This window comes from Xanthomonas sp. NCPPB 3570, assembly GCF_056725115.1.
Genome location: NZ_CM161513.1, coordinates 2,573,413 through 2,596,004, shown reverse-complemented (window position 1 = coordinate 2,596,004; position 22,592 = coordinate 2,573,413). Strand labels below are relative to the sequence as shown.

Sequence of the window (22,592 nt, the reverse complement as noted above, 5' to 3'; positions counted from 1 at the left end):
TTGTACCTCTTCAAAGCTCGCCTGACCCGCGAGCTTTTTTCTTGATGGCGTTACGCAGGGCTTATCAGCGGGTGTGCGGGGTCGGCAAGTTGCGCGGCTGCATTGGGTTTTCGTCGCCATGACCGTCAAACAGCTTGTTTGGCGTTCGGCGCGTAGGCGCTGGTACTGGCGAAGGATTGGCGCTCCAGCCACTCGAAAATCTTGGTGCGCAGGTAGCGGATGGGCGCGGACTTGGTGTGCCCGAGTTTCACGAACTCCGGGCCTTTGCCCTTCGTGCGCCAGATTTCAAGGGTGTTCGGTTTGATGCCGAGCAGTGCGGCAGCTTCTTCGTTCGTCAGCAGGTCGGGGCTGAGCGCTGAAAGTGTGGGCATGGGCGGAGTCCTCAGACTGCCCACCGCGCCACAAACGAAAATGGGCAGTCGGTGAGCGATCAAGCCTGTTTCCAGACTTTGATGCCCGCCGCTGCCCATGCAGCTTCTCTCCAGTTCAACCCGACCGAGGCCGGGACAGCATCACGCTTGAACTAGGATGCGAGTTAGTTGGCGCTACCCTAACACGGCTTTACGCGGCAATGTTGGATAAATTAAACCGTTGATTCTTCTAAACGGTTGTTCAATGCGGCTGCCTGCTGCTCGATCCAGTCGGATATGCGCTGCGTTTCAGGCTTGAGATATTGCAGGTGCGAAGTCTCAAGGTAGTGGCGCGCGGTAACGCCCTTGGGCACATGGTTCGTTAGCAATTCGACCTTGTGCAAGTCGATGCCGCAATTGGCGATGCCGATGGTCGTGAAGGTGCGGCGCAGGTCGTGCGGCGTGATCTTCGTACCTGCCGCCTCGCTTACCTTCTTCATGGTGTCGCGCGGGTCTTTGATGTGCCCAGCCTTGCCCCAGGACGAAAACACGAACGGGCTACCCTTGACGCGCTGCCGCGTCTTGAGCAGTTGCACAGCCTGCGACGACAACGGCAACCAGACTGGATTGGAATTTTTTGGGTCGGGGATGTGAATCCAGCCTTCATCGAGATTGACCCGATCCCATGTCAGTTCGCTACATTCCCCGATTCTCAGGCCAGTGAGAAGGAGCAGCATCACGAGGTCGATACTTGCCAGCGTGTCTCGGTTGTAGGCTTGGTCGCGGGCATGGGTGAGGAATGACCACACCGCGCCGACCTTGGCATCCGGCACGCGACTGGTGCGGGGCTTGAGCGGCACCCACTTCTTATAGAGCACATCGACGGGGTTATCCGTCAGAACTGGCGACCCGTCCGGCTCGCGGTATTCGCGGATCGCGTAGTTGAATAGGGCGCGAAGCACTGCCATTGACTGGTTCGCCTGCGCGGGGGCTGGCCCATCGCCGCGCGTGCCTTTGTTCTTGATGTCGTTGAACCGCTTCGTGACCATCTCGCGGTTGATGTCCCTAAGCGGCTTCTTGAGCCATGCCTCAAAGGTTGTGGTCACATGGCGTTCAATCTCGGCCTTGCTGCTGTCCTTCAAGGGGCGGTCGCGCTTGTAGGCGTCGGCCACGTCGCGGAGGGTCACGCGCTGGGCTGCTTCCTTCTTGGCGACGGCGCGCGGGTCGATGCCCATGCGCATGCTGCGCAAGTGCTCGCGGGCAACATCACGGGCTTGATCGACGGTGAAGACTCCATGCGGGCCGATGCTGATACGGGGCGAACTGCCGTTGACGCGCCCCTGCACGATATAGGTGATCTTGCCGGTAGGAGTGACCCGGAGGCCGAACCCCTTGAGCGAGTCGTCCCAGTGGAACGCCTCCTTATCAGCGGGTGCGGTGATCTTGTCGATGTAGTTCTTTGTCAGCTTAGGCATATAGCGCCTCGCTGACTGGTGCGGTTGTGGTTACTATCGTCACGTTGGCTTCCTTCGTACACAAGGGAGTTGACCACGCGGTCGGGACTGTTGGCGCAGTCGCCGGCCGCATCTTTTCAGGCGCTCATAAGCAGTTCGTAAGCGCCAGCGGTAAAGTTACGACAAGTTCCACAAAACAAAAAGCGAACGCAACCCATTGACCTGTAAAGGTACGCAAGGCTTACAATAGCTGCTTAAAGCGGGGTAAAGCGGTTGACCGGGAAACTTGAAAACCGGCGAAGGGTCAAACCTTCCGTGGGTTCGAATCCCACTCTCTCCGCCACACTGGCAGTCAAGGCGTGATGGCGTATGCGAAGCCTAAGGGCGGGACGCCTGCGTTGATCTAGTGCGGTGAGACCTCCTCAGTGTTTGCGTCCTAAAGACACCCACAACGTCAGAACTTGGCCGCTACCGATTGCGCGCGATACTGGCTGGGGGATGCATCGAAGTTGCGCTTGAATGCAACCGCGAACGCGCTTTCAGATGAATAACCGACAGACATGCCGATCGCACCGACCGAGAGCGTCGACGTCAGCAGACGATGAGACGCCAGGGCCATGCGCCACCGGGTCAGATAATCCATCGGTGTCTCGCCGGTGACGCGCTCGAAATGAGCGGCGAAGCTGGAGCGCGACATCCGTGCGGCGGCGGCCAATTCTGCGACCGTCCACCGATGGCTGACGTTCGCGTGCATGGCCGTCAGGGCACGATGCAGTGCTGGCACGCCGAGCGCGGCCAGCCATCCCATCTGCTGCTGGCCTGTCTCCAGATGGGCGCGCAAGGCCTCGATCAACAGCGCCTGCGCAAGGTGTCCAGCGAGCAGATCGCTACCTGGTCGAGGTTCGCGCAGTTCGACGATGAGGCGCCGTACGCTGGCTTGAAGCGCTGCCTTGTGATCTTGAGATCGAATGTGGACCACCGGCGGTACCGCTGACAGGATGGCCGCAGCATGTTGGCCGCGCAAGGAAAAGAAACCCCCGATGCCTCGACAAACCCCGCCGCCATTGAGTTCAGCGACGTGGCCAGGCGGCACCTGTGTCAGGAACGAGATGGCGTCCTGCCACGTCGTGGGGGCGCCTGCATACAGCTGCATGGCGGCTCCTCCTTGCACAAGAATCACATCACCCGGTTCCAAGGCGATAGGAGAGCGGGCGTCCTGCAGCACGATCCTGCATTCTCCCGAATCGATGGCGAAGCATCGGATCCCGTCGGCTGGTGGGAAACGCAGTCCCCAGTCGCTCCCAGCGTCCAAGCCTCGAAATCCATACGAGTCGAGCTGAACGAGGGTGAGGATGTCGGAAAGCGGGTCGGTCATGTCTGGACGATAGCGACAGAGGTTTCGACGATCGAACATGGGCTCGGCTGCCCGGCACCGATAGTGTTGCACTTGAAGGACGTGGCGGACATGCCGCGGCTTGAAGTCCGGCCCATGGCCGCATTTGTCACTCCAGGGAGCAGCGTGATGCATTCGGCGTATCGGTCGCAGGCAAGCACGACAGCGAAATCCAGACGGTCGGGCTATGCATGGGGCGTGCTCGCTCTGTTGAGCGGCATGGTCGCCCTGGTGTCCTATCGCTATCTGTTCGACCGAGGTCCCGTGCCACCTGGAGTCGCAGCCAACCGGCACGTGCATCCATGGTTGATCGTGCACGCGACCAGCGCCGCGACGGCGCTGCTCTGTGGGCCCCTCCAGTTCGTTCGCCGGCTTCGTCTGCGTCACCCGGGGTGGCATCGGGCGACCGGACGCGTATATGTCGCCAGTTGCATGGTCGGAGGCATCTCCTCCCTGTTTCTTGCTGCCGGGATATCCACCGGGCCTGTCGCTGGCGCGGGGTTCGGCACGCTTGGAATCGCGTGGATGGCGACAACGGCCATCGCGCTACGCAAGGTTCTGACAGGTCGGCTGGCTGAGCATCGGCGCTGGATGATCCGCTCGTTCGCCTTGACCCTGTCTGCGGTGACGCTGCGTCTTTACCTGCCTTTTTCGACGTTTGTCTTGGGCATCGAATTTGTCGTGGCCTATCGGGCGATTGCCTGGTTATGCTGGCTACCGAATCTTCTGGTGGCCGAGTGGCTGATGAAAGCGCACCCATCGGCCCTCGGGCGAGATGACGTTAGCCCCGATTTCAAGCGCTCAGAATAGGCACCCGCGTCACGGGATCCGCGATAAGCGCCTTGTCTCTCGCTTGAGCATTTGCAAGGAGGTCTGGAAGTAGGATCTACAGTGCGGACGGGATACCGTTTCTCTTCAGTTGCGGGTTGCACGTCTTCGCAACCCGGTGCTACCGTCCGGCCGAGCTTCCAAAAGGGTCACCCGGTTTGGCGAGCAAAGCGTCTCTAGGACAGTGGCGGACACGGATGCTGGCCGGGATCGGTGGCATTGCCGCGATCGTGGTGGGGTGGGGCATCGGCTTGTTCGAGGCCAAGGAGGTGCCGGTGCCGCCCGCGCTGCGGGCCGGGAAGGACGTCGCCGCTGGCGAGTGGTCGCTGCGCTTCGACCACGTGGAAACCAGTGACCGGCTGCCGAATGGCGACACCGTGTCGCGCGATGGTCGCAAGGCGATCTTGTTGTATCTGCAGGCCACCAATCGCACCACGCAGACCAGCGGCTCGCTGGTGCAGGCGGTGACGTTGAAGACGCCGCCGCGCGGGGCCGATGCGCGGCCGAGTGCTTATCTCTTGCGCGATCGCGCGGCGACCACCGAACTGCAACCGGGCCTGCCGGAACAGATCGCCCTGGTCTGGACCTATCCGGCGACGGAACAGCTGGCTGGCCGCCTGCGCTTCGACATCACCGCCAGGACCTTCAAGGCCTTCGACAATCTCTACGCGCAGCCGATATGGACCGATCCGCATCCGGTCGGGGTCGTGGAGTTGCCGCTTGATGCGCTGCGTTCCCACACTGGGGCGGGTGCGCCGTGAAGCGGCTCTCCGCCATCGCGATCCTGCTGCTCGGCTTCGTGCTGCTTGCCGGGATGCGCTGGACGATGCCGCGTTACGAGCGCATCACCGGCCCGATTGCGGTGTCCGGAGCGCCGAGCGGTTGGGTGCAGACCGACAATCTGGCCGTGGACGCCGGCACGCCGCAACTTGCGCGCACCATCCGCTTCAAGGCGGCGGGCGCGGTGCAGCAGCGCGACAGTGGCGGCGTGTGGCTGGTGGTGCCGGTGCGGTCGAAGGTCGCGCGCGCGACCGCACGCGTGTATGGCCGGGTCTGGGCGACGCCCGACGGCCGCCGCTACCGCGCCAGCGGCCGCGCCGAGATGGGCGACGCGGTGCTGTCGTCGATCAAGACACTGCAGCCCGGGCTGGAGCGCAAGGACGTGTTGGTGTTCGAACTGCCGTCCGCGCTTGCCAAGGCCGGCGGCACGCTGGTGCTGTCGGAAGACCGCGACCCGCAGCTGACGGCCGAGGCGCAGGTGCGCTATCCGCCGCTCCCGCCCGCAACGGCGGTCACCGATGTGCTCGATCTGGATGCGCTGCATGCACGCCTCTGACCGCGACGCGCCCCCGGCCGTTTCAGAGCGGCGCATGCGCTGGCTCGCGCTGGTGGCGCTGGCCGTGCTGGTGCCGTGCACGATGGCCGCGACCGGCTGGCGCGACGCGCGGGAACTGCTGCACGCGCGCGAATGGCGACCGGTCGAGGTGGCGATGACGCAGACCACGGAGTACGACGGTGCCGCCGTCCGACTGGTATCGGTCGACGTGCTGCCGTTCGAGCCAGGTCTGCCCGCCGACCGCACCTTCGTGCGCACGCGCCTCTCGTTGGTGCCCGGCGCCGCCGGCGCGCAATGGAGCGATTGCACGCTCAAGCTGGTCGATGGCACTGGCCGGTCGTGGACTGCGATCGATACCGTGCCGGACCTGTTGCAGCGTGCCCTGGCCAAGCCGGGCGAACCGCCCGGCGTGGCCTGCGATGGGCTGGCCGTGTTCGCGGCCAAGCCGGGCGTGCCGTTGGCGATCGACGGCTACTATCTGGTGCCGCGTGCGGTGGCCGCGCAGCTGCAACTTACCGTGAGCACGCGCGGCGGTCGTCCGCGTTACCTGCGTTTCGCGAGAGGAGCAACGCCATGACCGAAATGGCGCTGCGCGGCGGGCCGCTGGGGTTGATCAGCGACACGCTGCGGCTGTGGTTCCGCTACTTGCCGCAAGTGCTCGCCGTGGCACTGGCCGGCGTGCTGCTCAACGAACTGCTGCTGCAAGCTGCGGTGTGGATCGGCTATCAGAACCGGCTCGCCGGCTTGCTGTCGCTGACCCTGGTGGTGCTGGTCAAGCTGGTGATCTTCGTGCTGCTGTTCGAAACGCTGCGCCCGGCCTTGCCGGGGATCGCCAGCGCGGCGCTGGCCGAACAGGCCGACGCGTCGGCAGCAGACGAGGCGGGTAGGGCGCGCTTGCGCCGCCTGTCTACGATCGTGTCGCAGGCGCTGGTGCCGTTCTTCGCCTACTACGCCGCCTGGGGTTTCCTCGGCGAGACCATCCGCGCCTATGGGCGCGAGGGCTTGGGGCAGTTCAATCCGTTCGATCCGACTTATCGGGGATCGCTGTTCGAGGTGTCCGGCGGCTGGTGGCTGGCGGCGTCGGTGGCGCTGCTGTGGCTGATCCGGCGCGCGGCGAAAAAACAGAAGCAGCGCAGCGCGCATCCCGCCTGGAACGTGCTGATCGTGCTGTGCGAGGCGGGCTGGACCTTCGTCGGCATGTACGTGCTCACCGAATGGAAGGGCGGTGTGTTCCGCTGGCTGGCGCATCTGCGCATCGCCGATCTCGGCCAGCAACTGTGGCAGGGCATCAGCCATCCGATCGGCGTCGCCCACGCCGCGTTGCCTGGCGCGGTGGAGCAGGCGCCGCCGGGTGTGGCGGACACGCTGGTGGCGATCTTCTTCTCGGGCTTGTTGCCCGTGGTCTGGCTGGCGCTGGCCGCGTTGATCTACCGCTACGACGTCCACAATGCCGAATGGAATGCGTCCGCCAAGTGGTCGAGCAAGGTCGACGGTACGTTGGGACTGTGGCGAAAACTGCCGACCTGGTTGCGCGACTTCATCGGCCATTTCTGGGCCGGCACCGTCTCGCGCTATCGCGCCGCGGCCAACAGCGTGCAACTGGCCGGCGCGACCGGGCTGGCGGCGCTGGTGACGCTGATCGTGCTGTATCGCGCCCTGGACTGGGCCTCGGCCTGGGCCTGGATGGGCCTGACCCGGCTGATCGGCCCGCACCCGCAGGTGGTGTGGCAGGCGATTGCCAATCAGCTGTCGGTGGTGCTGGGCACGCCCAGCGATCCGGGCGACGGCATCCTGCCGCAGACGCTGAAGATCTGCCTGCTCGCGGCGACGCTGGAGCGCGCGTTCCGTGCCGGGCGGAGTTGGCGGGCGTTGAAGTAGTCCGGCCTGTCTGGGGCTTCTGCCTCTAGCGGTCGACACGGACAGATGACGGTTGCGACGACCGCGTGGCGAATTCGTCGAACAGTGCACGCAGCACCGGCGTCCTGGGCATCCTGTCCAGCGGGATCTCGGCCTGTTCGAACCAGTTCCGGTCCGCCTCGGGATGCGGACCGCTGAGGACGACGGTGCCGCGGCCGAAGCTATAGCGGGCCGCGGCCACGTCGCCGTTGGCGTAGGTGGCGAGCGCGCGGAAGCCGCCCTGGGTGCTCTGCGGGAAGTAGGGGCCGTCCTGGAAGAAGACGCTGTCGGGCTGGCCCTTCCAGCGAACCGCGACGGCCTCCTCATCGATGGTGGTGACGGGGAAGCCGCGCCGCCCGACCTCGCCATCGAGATCGTCGCCGATCAGGCCCATGTTGGTGTCGTCGGCGAGATACGCGCCCATGCACAGACCCAGATAACCGCCGCCCTGCGCGACGAAGTCGCGGATGGCGGCGATCCGGCGCTCGCCCATCGCCTGCAGCGCGGCCGGAATGTCCTGCCCGCCGCCCGGTTGCACATACACCGCGTAGCCGCGCAGGGTGGCAGGCGTGACGTCCTGCGCCTCCTTCGGGCCGATGATGTCGACCTGGTACTGCGGACTCAGCGCCTCGATCGCGTCCTTGGCGGTTTCGGAGCAGTCGTCGCAGCCTGCAGCACCGCGATAGACCGCGACGCGGATCGTGGGTTGTGCGTTCGCTGCAGACACGCAGGCGAACCCGAGGCAGCACAGCGCTGCCAGTCGCAATCGAAGTTTCATGGTTGGCGCTCCTGGTGCACGTCGGAGATTCAGCGCTTGTGCGCACGCGGCAATGCAATCAATCGGGAGTCTCCGTCGCCGATCGACGGCCCGACCTTGCAATCGGTGAGGCGCACCGCCTCCTGACTGGCGACCTTGCGCGGCAGGCAACTGCCGCCATGCGTGCAGAACGCACCGCCCGACGGCGTGTCGCGCGCGATGTCCACTGGCGCGGTCTGGCCCTTGTTCCAGGTGTTCTGCATGTCGTCCTGCACTGCGGCCAGCACCACCGCGTGACAGTCAGGCGCCGGCGTGCGTGCGCTCGCCATGGCGGGCGCACCCGTGAGCGCAATCAGCGTGGCCAGAAGGGCGTTGCGCATGGTGTCTCCTGTTGGTCGTGGTTCGGCACGGTGCGCCCGCAAAGGGCGGCGGTGCTGTGGAGTGGAGACTGGCGTGGGCGACCTACATCAATCGATCCGCCTGCAACCAGGCATGAACAACCCATTGCCTTCGCTGCGCGGCCGCGCGTGGTCAGAGGTGGATCGAGCGTCTGCAAGCGCGTGGACGCGCCCATGAAAAACGCCGCGACGGGTCACCATCGCGGCGTGTTGAACAAGCACAAGACTTCCTGGAAAGCGGCGCCGGGCGCCGCCCTCAAGGGACAAGCATGCTCAGCCTGCAGCCGGCGCCTTGGTGTTGCCGGCCTTGATGTCGCCTGGCTGGCACTCGCCCAGGCGTTTGCCGTCCATCTTCATGTGCGTCTTCATCGACATGCCGCCCGGCAGGCCGGTGATCGTGGAGTGCGATTCGGAGGCCATCTCGGTGGCGCTGAAGGTGCCGGTGCTGGTGCCGGCGACCTTGATGTCGCCCATCGTGCAATGCATCTTCGCGTCGATCTTGCCGTCCTTCATGCTGAAGGTGTCGTACACGCAGTTCTTCTGCATCGGCGAGGCACTGCCGAAGAGGCTGGCGGGATCGTTGATCTGCTCGGCGGTGAGGCACACCTTGGCGGTGCTCGGCGGCATCTTCGGCATCTGCGGCATGTTGCCGGAACCGCCGCTGGTCTCGCTGCTCACCTGTTCGATCCGCATCTCCCACTGGCCGGGCTGCAGTTTGGCCGCCTGCACCTTGGCCACGTCGGCGACCGAGGCGTTGGACATGGCGACGTTGTCGCCGTTCTTGTCGCCGCCCTTGCTGCAGGCGGCGAGCAACACACACACGGCAAGCGTTGCCGGCACGGTCAGACGCATGAACTTCTCCCTAAGTTATGTGAGGTGCGCGGAGCATAGCCGGGGGCGTGATCAAGATCACGTCGACGCCGGGCATTCGCTGGCGACGCGTGCCTGGCGCCGCAGCGGCACCGGGGAAGCGGGCGAACCGACCGTCGTCGGTTCGCTCAGCGGCTGCAACGGAACAGAGAAACCTTGCGAAGTCGCGCGATATCGCCGCGCGATTGCATGCGTGTCGAACGCGCGTGATCCGGAGACACGGAGTGCGTTGCCGCCGCGGCCGCCGTGCACGGACCATTCCGCTCGGCTCTGCTAGCGTCTGCGCCGCCGCGCGTGACCCCCACGCCCATTGCATCGGTTCTCCCCGCCATGCCAAGCCTCGCCGAACGCCCCGCGATTCTCGAAGACAAGCGCACCCTGAAGATGGCCCGCTCCGCCCACGCCTACGTGCGCGGCAATACCGCCAGGTTCTACGAATGGCTGGCAGCGTCGCCAGCGGCGCGGCGCGTGCCGATGGGGCCAGCGATCTGGATCTGCGGCGATTGCCACCTCGGCAACCTCGGCCCGGTCGCCGACGGCGAGGGGCGCGTGGAGATCCAGATCCGCGACCTCGACCAGGGCGTGATCGGCAACCCCGCGCACGATCTGATCCGCCTGGGCCTGTCGCTGGCCACCGCGGCGCGCGGCTCGGACCTGCCCGGCGTCACCACGGCGCGGATGATGGAAGCGATGATCGACGGATACGGCGCGGCGATCGCCGACCCGACCCGCGAACATCCGGGCACCGAACCCGAGACCGTACGCAGCATCCGCCGCGAGGCGTTCGGCCGGCGCTGGCGGCATCTGGCCAAGGAACGCCTGCAGGCGGTGGAGCCGCGCATCCCGCTGGGCGAGAAGTTCTGGGCCTTGGCGCCGGAAGAGCGCGAGGCGCTGGAGCGGTTGTTCGCCGATCCGAAGGTGGCGCAGATGGTGCTGTCGCTGAAGGGGAAACCCAAGGATCGCGAAGTGCGCCTGGTCGATGCGGCGTACTGGATGAAGGGCTGCAGTTCGCTGGGCCTGCTGCGCTACGCGGCGATCGTCGCGCTGAAGACCGGCAAGGGCCACTGGTCCTATGCGCTGGTCGATCTGAAGGAGGCGGTTGAGCCGATCGCGCCGGCGGCGCCGGACGTGCGGATGCCGGCGGACAACGCGGAGCGCGTCATCGCCGCGGCGCGGGCGTTGTCGCCCTACCTGGGCAGCAGGATGATGCCGGTGCACATGCTGGGCCGCTCGCTGTTCATTCGCGAACTCTCGCCGCGCGATCTGAAACTCGAAGTCGACCAGTTCAACCACGCCGAGGCGGTGCGCTCGGCACGCTATCTCGCCTTCGTCGTCGGCAAGGCGCATGCGCGGCAGATGAAGCCGCGGACGCGCGCCGGGTGGCTCCAACTGCTGAACGCCGATCGGCGCAAGGCCATCGACGCACCGTCGTGGCTCTGGGAAAGCGTGGTCGCGCTCGCCGGCCATCACGAGGCCGGCTATCTGGAGCACTGCCGTCGCTACGCGCTGGCCGCCTGAGGGCGAACGCGACGCGGCGAATCCTTCAACGCAGTGCCAGTGCCACCAGTACGCCCACCGCGAGCAGGATCAGGACGATGCCGGACCCACGTTCCAGCCACGGTAACGCCTGCGCGAAGCGATGCAACACAGCCCGGTTGCCGATCAGCACGGCGACCAGCAGGTCCCACAGCAGCACCACGCCGAACATCCAGGCGCCGTAGAAGGTCTTCCAGCCGGCGCTGGCGTGCGGCCCGGTCAGCATCGCCGCCAGGCTGGCGTAGAACAGCGCATTCTTTGGATTGAGGAGGCCGGACAGCGCGCCCATGCCGGCCGCGCGCCACCACGCCACGACCGACGCTGCAGGAGCCGCACGATCTCGCTGGCCGGAGACGTCCAGCGTGCCATGGCCGGCGTGGCGCAGGAACAGCACGCCCAGATACAGCAGGTAAGCGCACCCCGCCAGTTGCAGGACGACGAACACGCGGCTGTCCGCGCGCAGGGCCGCGGTGCCGGCGAAGGCGGCGACGATGAACACGCCGTTGGCCAGGGCGATGCCGATGCAGGCGCCGCTGGCGACGCGCCAACCGGCGGACAGCGAGGTGCGGGCGACCAGGAAGAAGTCGGGGCCAGGCGAGAGCAGCGCCAGGAAATGCGCTGCGGCGATCATCAGGAACTGTTCCATCGGGCCACACGTGAACGCGGTGCGTCGCAGTGTGGCGATCGCGGCCGGGCGCGGATTGAACGAAATTGCGCGGAGGCTACCCGCGTGATCGCCGGAAACGGCCCGGCGAGACGCCCGCATGCGCCTTGAACACGCGTTGGAAATGCGCCTGGTCCGCGAAGCCCAGTTCCTGCGCCAGGCGCGCGAGCGGCGCGTCCTGGCGGATCCGCGCTCTGGCGAGATTGATGCGCGCATTGAGCTGCCAGGCATGCGGCGTCATCCCGGTGACGGTGCGGAATGCGCGGATGAGGCGATAGCGGCTCATTGCTGCCAGCTCGGCCAATTCCTGCAAGGCGATGTCGGCGGCAGGAGCGCTGCGCAGGCGCTGTAGCGCCGGGCGGAGCTGCGCGGCGAGGTGCGCTGGCGCGCAAGGGGACTCGATCCGCATCCCTTGCTCGGTGTCGTGATCACCGATGAACGCGATCAGCGCGGCTTCCTTGGCGCCGGCCTCGGCATCGGAGAACAGCAGTGCGTTGAGCTGGCAGAAGCGCGTGTAGGTCGCCGGCGCATCGACAATCCGGATCGGCTCGGCCGCGCGCGTGAGGGCTCCCGCATCCTCCTCGCGCAGCGCCTGCAGCCAGTCCGCCTCCAGATGCAGCATCTTGTAGCTCCATGCCGACTCAGGGGCCGGGTTGCAGGCATGCACGCGCTCGGCCGGGACGAACACCATGGTCCCCGGGCGCAGCGCGATCGGGCCGACGTCGACGCCGCTGAAAAGGCTGTGGCCGCTATCCACCGCGCCGATCGAGTACGTCGGATGCAGGTGCGGCCTGTAGCAGGCCCGACTGTCGCAGGCGCGGCGGCTTTCCACGAACGGCAGCGCCGGGTCGCGCCAGAACAGCGCGGTCGGATCGGCGCGAGAGAGACGTGTGGAGGGAGCGGAACGGGACATGGCGCTGCGTGGCGGGAGAGAAGGGCGCGCTTGCGCAATGCCGCCATGGTACCGAACGGCCGCAGCAGGGCTGCCGGCCGGGACGATCGTGCGTGCGCAAGTGCGGTGCACGAACGAATCTACGCGCGGCGCAGGGCGTCGATCACGCAACGCCGCCTGCGGATGTCGTTGACGGGAAAACTGACCCCGCAGGTTGCGCTTGCGTGTGGATGCAACCTCAGCCGTCGCGCGCGCGGTCCAGATCCATCGCCATGTCCCACCGGTCCAGCCCTGGGCCGTAGCCGTCCGCCACGACGCGTTCGACAGTGAAGCCGAAGCGCGCGTAGAACGCCTGGGTGTGCTGGCTGGTGTCCAATTCGATCCGCGCCAGGCCGGCGCTGCGCCGGCAGGCGTCGAGCCTGGCCTGGGTCAGTGCGCGGCCCAGGCCCTGGTGGTGCAGGCGGCGATCGACCATGCCCCAGCCGAAGCTGGCGACGCGGCCGTCGGCGCGCAGCGCGTGGCCGCCGCAGGCCACGACCGCGCCCGCGCGGACGACGACCAGGTAGTGCCAGGCGCCGACGTCTTGATCAAGGAAGCGCTCGAACGCGGCGCGTTCGCTGCGGTCGAAGAACTGCGGGACGTTGCTGTCGAACAGCCCCAGGCAGGCGGCGTAGTCCTGTCTGGCGTAGGGGTGGATCTTGTTCATTCGCGCAGTGTGCCGCAGGCGGCCACGCGCATCGTGGTCGTACCAAGCGCGATGACGTGCGTCGGCCATTTCCCAAGCCGGTTGTCGGAAAATTTCGCCGGCTCTGTCCGGGAATCCGCGGTAGGGAGTGTCCGGGAGCGAGAAGGGGGAGGGTCAGATAATTCTGACGTGAGATCAGGATTGTCCTGATAACGCTTTTCCCACCGTGCCAGCATACTGGCCTCGGCCTGACGCAGGGACCGTCGCGCGCCTTCCGAGGAAAGCGCAGGCAGGTCACTCGACCCTGCGTGCCGAGCCTTGAGTAAGCTCGGCAGGGTTTTGATGACGCCATCATGACGTTTCGCGAGGTGTGAATGAGCACCCCGTGAAGCATCGTCGTTTGTCTACGAATTCGTCTTGCCCTGAATAATTCACGCAGATAGTCTGGATGGTGCGGTATCCGCTGCGTTGGGGTTATACGAGATGGCCATCAGGGTTTTTCTGGTCGATGATCACGCTCTTGTCCGGACGGGCATGAAGCTGATCCTGTCGAATCAAACGGATATCGAGATCGTCGGCGAGGCCGACAGCGGCGAAAATGCGCTCCCGCAGATCCGGCAGCTGAAGCCGGACATCGTTCTGTGCGATCTGCACATGCCCGGCGTCAGCGGGCTGGAGGTCACCGAGCGCATCGTCAAGGGCGACCACGGCACCAAGGTCATCATCGTGTCGGTGCTGGAAGACGGTCCGCTGCCCAAGCGCCTGCTGGAAGCCGGCGCGTCCGGCTACGTCGGCAAGGCCGGCGATGCGCAGGAGTTGCTGCGCGCGGTGCGCGACGTGGCGATGGGCAAGCGCTACCTCGGCGCCAACATCGCGCAGAACCTGGCGCTGGCCAATCTGGAAGGCGGCGGTTCGCCATTCGACGCGCTGTCGCCGCGCGAACTGGAAGTGGCCCTGCTGCTAACCCGCGGCCTGCGCCAGGAAGACATCGCCAAGCGCCTGAGCCTCAGCGCCAAGACCGTCAACACGCACAAGGCGCGGCTGTTCGAGAAGGTCGGGATCCAGGACAACATCGCCCTGGCGCGCCTGGCCACGCAATACGGATTGCTGGATCCGGCGCACCCGCTGTAATCGCCGGGACTGGTCGGACTGCATGGGAGCGGCCTTCGGGCCGCTTTTGCGTTTTGCTTGCGCGAACGAGGGGACTTGTTCGTGGTGGATCGACTGCGACCAAACGTTCGCCGGCTTCGCCGAGGTCCCGTGCCTTCGCGAGTGCCGCGGTCGGGATGGTTGGGTGCCGCCGCGGCATCACTTGGCGCAAGCGCGGTGGAGGAGGCTGCAGGCGCTCTTCGCGGATGCGTCAGGCACTGCTGCAGCAAGCCTGCAACGACATGGGCGTGCAGGTGTTGGGGCATCTTCAGGACAACGCCAGTCGCCGCCTTCCACGCATCACGTGCGCGACCATTTGCTCTCGTAGGAGCGGCTTCAGCCGCGACGAGGCGTTACCGGTGAGGCCTCGCGGCTGAAGCCGCTCCTACGGGATGGCAGCCCGAGCAGGATGCGTTGAAGTCTCGCGCATGCGGGCGATCGCCTTGAACTACCGCATTGCGCGCGCTTCGCAGCGCCCATGAAAAAAGCGGCCCGAAGGCCGCTTTTCCCTACTGCAAACGGACGCGCGTGGATCAGCCGCGATCCTTGTGCTCGTCGCCGTCCGCCTTGTCCGCGGTATGCGGCGCATGCGTTGCGGACTGCGCAGCCGCGGCGGCACGCTCCTTCTTGTCCGCCTCGTCTGCAGCCGCGACCTGCGCCTGCGTCGGTGCGACCGGCGTGGCGACCGCGGCGCTGCTGTCGCTCGCCAGGGTCGCCGATGCAGGCTCGGCCGGCGCTGCGGCCGCTGCGTCGTCACTCTGCGGGACCTGCGCCGGTGCCTCGGCGAAGGCGTCGAGCAGGGTGGCCTGCACCGGCGCGTAGGCCGGCTTGACCGGCGCGGTTTCCTCGGCACGCGGTTCCGCGGAAACGGCGGGCGCGGTCGTCGGCGCCGCGCTCGGCGCGATGGTAGCCGTCGCCGGTGCAGTCACGCTCGCCGGATCCTCGACCGTCGCCGTGGCATCCGCGGCCTCCGGTTCCACAACCGGCGCCTTGGCGGCGGCGGTCGGTTGCTCGACGGACGTCGCGACCGCCTGCGGCTGCTGCGGCGCAGCCGGCGCGACGGCCGGGGTTGCAGGCGCGGACGGCGCTGCCGCGCGCTCGGCGGCGACCGGCTCGTGCGCAACCGGCGTGGTCGCGGCGACCGGAGCCGGTGCCGCAGCCACCACGGTATCGGCGTGGGCCACCGCGGCAGCGCTGACGCCCTGCGCTGCAGCGGTCGGTGCAGTCGGCGCGGTCGGCGCGGTCGGCGCAGGCGATGCGATCACGGCATCGGCAGCGGCTGGCTGCATCGGTGCGGTGGCCGGCGCAGGCACGGGGTCGGCGGTGATCGGCGCGGGGGCCTGGGCTGCGTCATCGGTCGGTGCCGGTGCACTGACAGCAGCCGGACGCTCACGACGCGGCTCACGCTTTTCCTGCGGCTCGCGCTTCTCCTGCACGGGCGGCTGCGGCTTGGCCGACGGCGCGTCGGTGGCAGCGTCGTCGTCGAAGTCGAACTCCGGCTGGCTGCGGCTCGGCGCCTGCGCGCTTTCGCCATCGCTGTCGCTGTCGCCGGCATCCAGGTCGGTATCGTCCAACCCGCTGGCATCGCCGGCAGCGCCGGCTTCGCCATTGCCACGGCGGCGGCGGCGGCCACCGCGACGGCCACGACGGCGGCGGCCGCCGGCGTCGCCGGTACCGTCCTCACCCTCGGCGCCTTCGCCAGCGGGCACGGCCTGCGCGGTTTCCGCGGCGCTTTCGCGCGCGTCGATGCTGTCTGCGGCGGCGGCCGGTGCCGGTTGCACCGGTGCCGGGGTGGCGGCCTCGACGGCCGCTGCCGGTTCCTGGGTCGCGGCGATCGCGCCACCGGCGACTGCCGCGGCGGCCAGGGTGGTGGCGTCCTGCGCCGGCGTCACCGGAGCGGTCGCGACAGGCGCGGCCTGCTGCTTGGCGACGGCCTCGTCGGCGCGCGGCTGACGCTGCGGCTTGTCGCCCTGCACGGCGGCCTGCGCCGGCTCCTGCTGCGGCTTCGGCTGGCGCGGCGGGTTCTGCGGCTGCTGCTGCTTCGGCGGCTTCGGCGTTTGCGGCTGCTGCTGCGGCTTGGCTTGCTGCGCGGCCTGCTCGTTGCGCGGCGCCTTGGGCTGCTGGTTCTGCTGCCCGGCTGGCGCGGCGCCACCGTTGCCATTGCCGGCGCGGCGCTCGTCGCGGCGCGCGTTGCCGCCACCGTTGTTGCCGTTGCCGCGGGCGGCATTGCCGCCCTGGCCGCCGTTGCGGTTGCCGTCGCGGCGGGCGTTACGGTCGTTGCGATCGCCACGGTCGTTGCGGTTGCGGTTGCCGTCCTGCGGGCGCTGGCGCTGGGCCGGCTCGGCCGCGGCCGGGGCGGGGGCCGGGCTGTCGCCGGCGCCGAAGATGCGCTTCAGCCAGCCGACCACGCCGGTGGCCGGCGGCGCGACCGGGGCCGGCGCAACCACCGGCGTCGGAGCCGGTGCGGCCACCGGTTCCTCGACCACTTCGCGCACCGGGGCCGGCTGCGAGTGCTTCACATTGGTCACCGCGGGCGCCGGGATGTTCAGCTGCGCCTTGGTCAGCGCGTGCACCGGCAGCTTGCGCGGGGTGCCGCGCTGGTAGCTCGGCTTGGTGCTTTCCTCGCCCAGCTCGTTCTCGCGCAGGCGGGTCACTTCGTAGTGCGGGGTGTGCAACTGCTCGTCGGCGACGATCACGATGGGCGCGTCGTGGCGCTTCTCGATCTCGCTGAGCGCGCGGCGCTTCTCGTTGAGCAGGTAGTTGGCGATCTCCACCGGGGCCTGCACCAGCACCTGCCCGGTGTTCTCCTTCATCGCGTGCTCTTCGGCGACGCGGATGATCGACAGCGACAGCGACTCGACGCTGCGCATGCGGCCGTGGCCGTCGCAGCGCGGGCAGACGATCTGGCTGGACTCGCCCAGCGACGGACGCAGGCGCTGGCGGCTCATCTCCAGCAGGCCGAAGCGCGAGATGCGGCCGATCTGCACCCGCGCGCGGTCGTACTTGAGCGCGTTCTGCAGGCGGTTTTCGACCTCGCGCTGGTGCTTGTTGGAGGCCATGTCGATGAAGTCGATCACCACCAGGCCGCCGAGGTCGCGCAGGCGCAGCTGGCGCGCGACCTCTTCGGCCGCCTCCAGGTTGGTCTGGAACGCGGTGTCCTCGATGTCGCTGCCCTTGGTGGCGCGCGAGGAGTTGACGTCCACCGCGGTCAGCGCCTCGGTCTGGTCGACCACGATCGAGCCGCCGGAGGGCAGGCGCACGCTGCGCTCGTAGGCGGCCTCGATCTGCGACTCGATCTGGAAGCGGTTGAACAGCGGGATGTCGTCGGTGTAGTGCTTGAGCTTGCGCAGGCTCTGCGGCATCACCTGCTGCATGAACTCCTTGGCGTCGCCGTACATCTCCTCGGTATCGACCAGGATCTCGCCGATGTCGGCGCGGAGGTAGTCGCGCAGGGCGCGGATGATCAGCCGCGATTCCTGGTAGATCAGGAACGGCGCCGGCTTGGCCAGGGCGGCCTCGGCGATCGACTTCCACACCTGCAGCAGGTAGTCCAGGTCCCACTGCAGCTCTTCGGCATCGCGGCCGACGCCGGCGGTGCGGATGATCACGCCCATGTCGTCGGGGATGTTCAGCTTGTCCAGCGCTTCCTTCAGCGCGGCGCGGTCCTCGCCTTCGATCCGGCGCGAGACGCCGCCGGCGCTGGGCGAGTTCGGCATCAGCACCATGTAGCGGCCGGCCAGGGAGATGAACGTGGTCAGGGCCGCGCCCTTGTTGCCGCGCTCCTCCTTGTCCACCTGCACCACGACTTCCTGGCCCTCGCGCAGCAGTTCGCGGATCGTCGCCTTGTTGTGGTCGACGCCGGCCTGGAAGTAATCGCGGGAGATTTCCTTCAGCGGCAGGAAGCCGTGGCGCTCGCCGCCGTATTCGACGAAGGCCGCTTCCAGCGAGGGTTCGAGCCGGGTGATGCGGCCCTTGTAGATGTTGGACTTCTTCTGTTCCTTGGACGGCTGCTCGATGTCGATGTCGTACAGGGTTTGGCCGTCCACGATGGCCACACGCAGTTCTTCTGCCTGCGTGGCGTTGATCAGCATTCGCTTCATTGTTGCGTTCCTCGCGCTGCTACCGCGCGGAACGCCATGGGGTTTCGCTTCTGGTCACGCTTCGTCGCCCATCGCGCAGGCGCGGGGTGGGCGTCTTGGGTTTCCAGCGCTACGACACCACGGCGAGCCGCGGGAGCGCTTTTTGCTTTTAGGTGGTTCAGGACCGGCGGCGACTCCAGCCAGGCTGGGTGCCGCACGGGGCATGTTCAGCGCGGACGCTTGCGGCATCCGGCGATGGCCGGGTAGGCCGGTGAGCCGCTAACATGGCCGCCCCGGGGGCGGTGGTCGCGCACTGTGCCGGAATCGTCGTAAGCCGGGCTTCTGGCCCTCAACTAACTTCCAACGAAATCAAACCCTTATCTCGCCCCCCGAGTGTAACAGAATAAACTGCCTGATGACTTCCCCCCCGATCCCTCCGAAGCCGCGCGATGTCGCGACCAGCGCGGTGCGCATTCTCAAGGTCCCGGAAGACAGGGCCGGACAGCGCGTAGACAATTTCCTGCTCGGCCAGCTTAAGGGCGCCCCGCGCAGCCTGATCTACAAGCTGATGCGCAGCGGCCAGGTGCGGGTCAACGGCGGCCGCACCAAGGCCGAGCGCAAGCTCGAAGCCGGCGACGAGGTGCGAATCCCGCCGGTGCGGCTGACCGAGGAGGGCGAGAAGAGTGCGCCGCCGGATGCGTTCATGGCCCGGCTCGAGGCGGCGATCGTGTACGAGGACGCGCGGCTGCTGGCGCTGAACAAGCCATCCGGTGTCGCCAGCCACGGCGGCAGCGGGATCAGTTTCGGCGCCATCGAGACGCTGCGTGCGCTACGTCCCGATCAGTCGCTGGAGCTGGTGCACCGGCTCGACCGCGACACCTCCGGGCTGCTGATCGTGGCCAAGAAGCGTTCGGCGCTGACCGAGCTGCAGGCGCTGATGCGCGAGGACGACCGGGTCCAGGGCCGCGGCATCAGCAAGCGCTACCTGACCCTGCTGGTCGGGCGCATGCCCGACGGCACCATGAGCGTGGACGCGCCGCTGCACATCGGCCTGCGCCAGGGCGGCGAGCGCCACGTGCAGGTGAACGCGGCCGGCAAGCCGTCGCTGAGCCACTTCCGGGTGCTGGAGCGGCGTGGCGGGCATTCCTATTGCGAGGTGCGGATCGAGACCGGCCGCACCCATCAGATCCGCGTGCACGCCCAGCACCTCGGGCATCCGGTCGCCGGCGACGACAAGTACGGCGATCCGACGGTCAACAAGCGCCTGCGGGAGCAGATCGGGCTCAAGCGCCTGTTCCTGCATGCCGCCTCGCTGGAATTCAGCCTGGACGACGGCAAGACACCTTATCTATTGAACGCACCGCTGGCCGACGAACTGGCCGAGGCGCTGAACCGCCTCGGCTGAGCCAAGCCCGCGGGAGCGGCCTGCTGCCGCCGCCCCCGCGCTGCGCTCAGCTTTCGTGATGGTCGTGATCGTGGTGCCCGTCGTGGTGGGCGGGCGCCGGGCGTTGTGCCGGATGCGACTCGGCCGGCCGCGGCTCGGGCATGCGCGGCGGTGGGGAGAACCGGGCCACGCGCTGTTCCTGGTGTTGTTCCTGACGCTGCTCCTGGCGCGGTTCCGGCATTGGCGCGCGCATCGTCTCGCGCGGCATCTCCTGCGCGCGCGCCTCACGCTGGGGCGCAGGCGCATGCCAGGCCTGGGCGCGCGGCGCTTCGGCCGGCATCGCCTCTCGCGGTGGCTGCGCACGGGCCATCTCGCGAGCGAAACCGGACGACTGCATGCCCGGGTCGCCGCGCCGCGGCGGTTCCGCAAAGCGCGCTTCCGGCATGCCGCGATTGGCGATGGCCTCGCGCGGCGCCTGGCTGGGCGTCAGCGCCTGCGGCACCGGCCGGCCATGGAACTGCGGGACCGGCATCGACGGTGCCGTGCGTGGCGCATTCGGCTGCGCCATCGCCACGCTGCGTTGCGGAGCCGCGGCACGCTGGGCGAAACCGGGCAGCAGGCGCTGGTCGCGCGCGGCGGCCATGGCCGCTGGCGTGCCCGGAGCCGGCAGGCGCTGCACCGGCGGTGGCATCGCTGCCACCGGGCGGCCGGCCTGCAACATCTGGTTGGTGAAATGCGGCATGGTCTGCGGCATCGCCGGCGGCTGCGCGCGGGTCGGCCCGAATGCGGCTGCCGGAGTGCGCGCCGCCATCGCCGCGGCGGCCATCGCGGCCCCCGGCGCATGCGCGCCAGCGAAAGCCTGCTGCCCACCCGGACCGCCCATCGGCGCGGCCGGCGGCGGCGCACCGCGGTAGTCGTTGTGCACGTAGCTGCGGTTGTCGTAGTGGTTGTTGATGATGGTGGTGCGCGGCGCGTACACGCTGTTGCGGTAGACCACGTAGTTCGGTGCCGACGGCGGCGCGTTCCAGTTCACCCCCCAGTTGTTCCAGCCCCAGCTGTGCCACGGCGGCGCCGGTTCCAGCCAGCCGAACACGCTGTGGTGGTGATGTTCGAGCGCGTCGCCTACCAGTACGCCGACGCCGAACGAAATGATGCCGGCGGTGACCAGGTCGCCGGTGTCGTAGTAGGGGCGCGGCGGGCGGTAACGGTACTCGCGGTAGACGTTGACCGGTGCGCCGTAGACCAAGTCGGGGTCGTAGCGGGGTACGTAGACCACATCCGGCTGCGCCGGTTCGATCACGATGGTGCGGGTGGGCGGCGGCACCGCGTCGGCATAGGCCGGGGCCGGCTCCACCACGGTGCGCTGCACCACCTGCACGCGCTGCTGCGGGGTACTGCGCAGGTGGCCCTGTGCCTGCGCGCGCTGGCGCATCACCTGCACCGCGTCCAGCACCTGGTTGGGATCGTGGGCGTAGGCGTCGCCCAGCGCGCGGGTCCAGTCGCCGTTGCCGGCCAACTGGTCGACCACGTCGGGGAAGGCGGTCAGCGCTTTGACGCTGGGATCCCAAGGCTGCGCCGCGGCCGCCTGCAGGCGGTCCGTGGCGGACAGGGTGCGGTTGTTACGCAGCCAGTCCTGCGCCGACACCACCTGGTCCGGATACACCGAGGCGGCCAGGGTCTGCGCCAGCAGCTTGTCCGGGAACAGCGCGATCGGCGCGACCAGTTGATACAGCTGGTCGGCGGTGGGCGGGACGTAGGGGGCAGGTGCGGGCGCTGCGGCGGGGGCTGGCGCATCGGCCTGGGCCGCGGGGGCGGGCGCATCCTGTCGTTGACAGGCGCCCAGTGCCACCACGCTCAGGGCGGTGAACAGGGCCAGCCTGGCCGGAGGAAAGGGGCGGAGATCCATGCGACACCTCATCGAGCGGGGCGAAGGTGGCCGCAGCATGCGCCGCCTTGGGTGTCTGCGACCTTTCTGCGCAGCGTTGTCGCGCAGGCCAGCGAGCGCGCGTTCAGCCGGCGTCGGCCGCCGTCATCAGACCGGCGCGGACAGGCGGAACAGCACCAGGCTGAGCGCCAGCGTGGCCATGCCTGCGACCAGGCCGTACACCGTCTCGTGCCCCTGCGCGTAGCGCTTGGCCGCCGGCAGCAATTCGTCCAGGGCCAGGAACACCATCACCCCGGCGATCAGCCCGAACACCGCGCCGAACACCGCCTCGGACAGGACGCGCGCCAGCGCGACGTAGCCGATCAGCGCGCCGATCGGCTCGGCCAGGCCGGACAGCAGGCTGGCGGCAAAGGCATAGGACTTGCGCCCGGTGGCGTAGTGCACCGGCACCGCGATGGCGATGCCTTCGGGGATGTTGTGCACGGCGATGGCGAAGGCCAGCGGCATGCCCACCGCCGGGCTTTCCAGCGTGGCGAAGAAGGTGGCCAGGCCCTCGGGGAAGTTGTGCGCGGTGATCGCCACCGCGGTGAGCAGGCCGACGCGCTTGACGTAGGCGCGGTTGTCGTCGCGGAACAGCGGATCGCGGCTGTTGAGGCTTTCGTGCGGATTGGGCACCAGCCGGTCGATCGCCACGATCAGCACCATGCCGGCCAGGAACGCCAGGGTGGCGTAGGCCTGGCCCAGGCGCGGGTCGAAGGCCGCGCTGAAGGCGGCGATCGACTTGCCGAGGATCTCGGTCAGCGACACATACACCATCGCGCCGGCGGAGAACGCCAGACCGAAGGCGAGCAGGCGCGGATTGGGTCCCCTGCTGAACAGCACCAGCACGCTGCCCAGGCCGGTGGCCAGGCCGGCGCCGAGGGTCACGGCGAGCGCGACCAGGACGTTGTGCAGTGGGATGTCCAGCATGCGCCGGCGGCTCCGAAGAAGAGGCGTCGATCAGACCCGGCGCGCTGCGGGTGTCGCGTGAAGGCGC

Annotated in this window: 20 protein-coding genes; 8 read left to right on the top strand and 12 right to left on the bottom strand. The window is 67.9% G+C overall.

Translation table 11 applies throughout. The features are described from left to right. Positions 1 to 125: 125 nt before the first annotated feature. From AC1PLR_RS11300 to AC1PLR_RS11290, 3 genes are all read right to left on the bottom strand, one after another. Positions 126 to 371, bottom strand: a complete 246-nt coding sequence (locus tag AC1PLR_RS11300; protein ID WP_481101036.1) for a helix-turn-helix domain-containing protein — start codon at positions 369 to 371, stop codon at positions 126 to 128. 212 nt (positions 372 to 583) lie between these two features. After that, complete coding sequence (locus AC1PLR_RS11295) at positions 584 to 1,825, bottom strand: tyrosine-type recombinase/integrase (RefSeq protein WP_481101035.1); 1,242 nt, start codon at positions 1,823 to 1,825, stop codon at positions 584 to 586. Positions 1,826 to 2,258: 433 nt separating this feature from the next. Then, positions 2,259 to 3,179 (bottom strand): AraC family transcriptional regulator, encoded by a 921-nt coding sequence (locus AC1PLR_RS11290; protein ID WP_481101034.1) that lies wholly within the window; start codon positions 3,177 to 3,179, stop codon positions 2,259 to 2,261. Positions 3,180 to 3,293: 114 nt separating this feature from the next. Here AC1PLR_RS11290 and AC1PLR_RS11285 point away from each other — a divergent pair, with 114 nt between their 5' ends. The 5 genes from AC1PLR_RS11285 to AC1PLR_RS11265 all read left to right on the top strand — a co-directional run bounded on the left by AC1PLR_RS11285 (position 3,294) and on the right by AC1PLR_RS11265 (position 7,239). Then, positions 3,294 to 4,007, top strand: a complete 714-nt coding sequence (locus tag AC1PLR_RS11285) for a DUF2306 domain-containing protein (protein ID WP_481101033.1) — start codon at positions 3,294 to 3,296, stop codon at positions 4,005 to 4,007. A 215-nt stretch (positions 4,008 to 4,222) separates the two neighbouring features. After that, positions 4,223 to 4,786, top strand: coding sequence for a hypothetical protein (locus tag AC1PLR_RS11280; RefSeq protein ID WP_481101032.1), 564 nt, complete (start codon positions 4,223 to 4,225; stop codon positions 4,784 to 4,786). Further along, entirely contained in the window at positions 4,783 to 5,361 is a 579-nt protein-coding gene (locus AC1PLR_RS11275) for a hypothetical protein (RefSeq protein ID WP_481101031.1), read from the top strand. The genes AC1PLR_RS11280 and AC1PLR_RS11275 overlap by 4 nt, the downstream gene beginning before the upstream one ends. Further along, positions 5,348 to 5,938: a hypothetical protein gene (locus AC1PLR_RS11270; protein WP_481101030.1), complete on the top strand. Its 591-nt coding sequence runs from the start codon at positions 5,348 to 5,350 to the stop codon at positions 5,936 to 5,938. Before AC1PLR_RS11275 ends, AC1PLR_RS11270 begins: the two co-directional genes overlap by 14 nt. Continuing rightward, complete coding sequence (locus AC1PLR_RS11265; protein ID WP_481101029.1) at positions 5,935 to 7,239, top strand: hypothetical protein; 1,305 nt, start codon at positions 5,935 to 5,937, stop codon at positions 7,237 to 7,239. Before AC1PLR_RS11270 ends, AC1PLR_RS11265 begins: the two co-directional genes overlap by 4 nt. Positions 7,240 to 7,264: 25 nt before the next feature. On the opposite strand, the gene AC1PLR_RS11260 is transcribed toward AC1PLR_RS11265, so the two are convergent. From AC1PLR_RS11260 to AC1PLR_RS11250, 3 genes are all read right to left on the bottom strand, one after another. Then, positions 7,265 to 8,023: a BPL-N domain-containing protein gene (locus tag AC1PLR_RS11260; RefSeq protein ID WP_481101028.1), complete on the bottom strand. Its 759-nt coding sequence runs from the start codon at positions 8,021 to 8,023 to the stop codon at positions 7,265 to 7,267. 41 nt (positions 8,024 to 8,064) lie between these two features. After that, positions 8,065 to 8,394: a hypothetical protein gene (locus AC1PLR_RS11255; protein ID WP_481101027.1), complete on the bottom strand. Its 330-nt coding sequence runs from the start codon at positions 8,392 to 8,394 to the stop codon at positions 8,065 to 8,067. 291 nt (positions 8,395 to 8,685) lie between these two features. Next, positions 8,686 to 9,264: a DUF3617 domain-containing protein gene (locus AC1PLR_RS11250; RefSeq protein WP_481101026.1), complete on the bottom strand. Its 579-nt coding sequence runs from the start codon at positions 9,262 to 9,264 to the stop codon at positions 8,686 to 8,688. A 348-nt stretch (positions 9,265 to 9,612) separates the two neighbouring features. Between AC1PLR_RS11250 and AC1PLR_RS11245 the strand changes: the two genes are divergently transcribed. Further along, entirely contained in the window at positions 9,613 to 10,800 is a 1,188-nt protein-coding gene (locus tag AC1PLR_RS11245; protein ID WP_481101025.1) for a DUF2252 family protein, read from the top strand. Positions 10,801 to 10,825: 25 nt separating this feature from the next. On the opposite strand, the gene AC1PLR_RS11240 is transcribed toward AC1PLR_RS11245, so the two are convergent. From AC1PLR_RS11240 to AC1PLR_RS11230, 3 genes are all read right to left on the bottom strand, one after another. Then, complete coding sequence (locus tag AC1PLR_RS11240; protein WP_481101024.1) at positions 10,826 to 11,464, bottom strand: LysE family translocator; 639 nt, start codon at positions 11,462 to 11,464, stop codon at positions 10,826 to 10,828. A gap of 76 nt (positions 11,465 to 11,540) precedes the next feature. Next, positions 11,541 to 12,395: an AraC family transcriptional regulator gene (locus AC1PLR_RS11235; protein WP_481101023.1), complete on the bottom strand. Its 855-nt coding sequence runs from the start codon at positions 12,393 to 12,395 to the stop codon at positions 11,541 to 11,543. Between the two features lie 217 nt (positions 12,396 to 12,612). Beyond that, positions 12,613 to 13,080, bottom strand: a complete 468-nt coding sequence (locus AC1PLR_RS11230; RefSeq protein WP_481101022.1) for a GNAT family N-acetyltransferase — start codon at positions 13,078 to 13,080, stop codon at positions 12,613 to 12,615. A gap of 462 nt (positions 13,081 to 13,542) precedes the next feature. On the opposite strand from AC1PLR_RS11230, the gene AC1PLR_RS11225 reads away from it, so the two are divergent. Continuing rightward, the gene (locus AC1PLR_RS11225; protein WP_010342586.1) at positions 13,543 to 14,190 is read left to right on the top strand and encodes a response regulator; all 648 of its coding nucleotides are present in this window, start codon (positions 13,543 to 13,545) and stop codon (positions 14,188 to 14,190) included. Positions 14,191 to 14,741: 551 nt separating this feature from the next. Here the strand turns inward: AC1PLR_RS11225 and AC1PLR_RS11220 are convergent. After that, complete coding sequence (locus AC1PLR_RS11220; RefSeq protein ID WP_481101021.1) at positions 14,742 to 18,308, bottom strand: Rne/Rng family ribonuclease; 3,567 nt, start codon at positions 18,306 to 18,308, stop codon at positions 14,742 to 14,744. Between the two features lie 394 nt (positions 18,309 to 18,702). Between AC1PLR_RS11220 and AC1PLR_RS11215 the strand changes: the two genes are divergently transcribed. Then, a complete protein-coding gene (locus AC1PLR_RS11215) occupies positions 18,703 to 19,692 on the top strand; it encodes an RluA family pseudouridine synthase (RefSeq protein ID WP_481101020.1) in 990 nt (329 codons plus the stop codon). A gap of 46 nt (positions 19,693 to 19,738) precedes the next feature. On the opposite strand, the gene AC1PLR_RS11210 is transcribed toward AC1PLR_RS11215, so the two are convergent. Then, positions 19,739 to 21,577: a DUF3300 domain-containing protein gene (locus tag AC1PLR_RS11210; protein WP_481101019.1), complete on the bottom strand. Its 1,839-nt coding sequence runs from the start codon at positions 21,575 to 21,577 to the stop codon at positions 19,739 to 19,741. A 126-nt stretch (positions 21,578 to 21,703) separates the two neighbouring features. Then, on the bottom strand, positions 21,704 to 22,525 hold the full coding sequence (gene zupT / locus AC1PLR_RS11205; protein WP_019800225.1) for a zinc transporter ZupT: 822 nt from the start codon (positions 22,523 to 22,525) through the stop codon (positions 21,704 to 21,706). Positions 22,526 to 22,592: the final 67 nt, after the last annotated feature.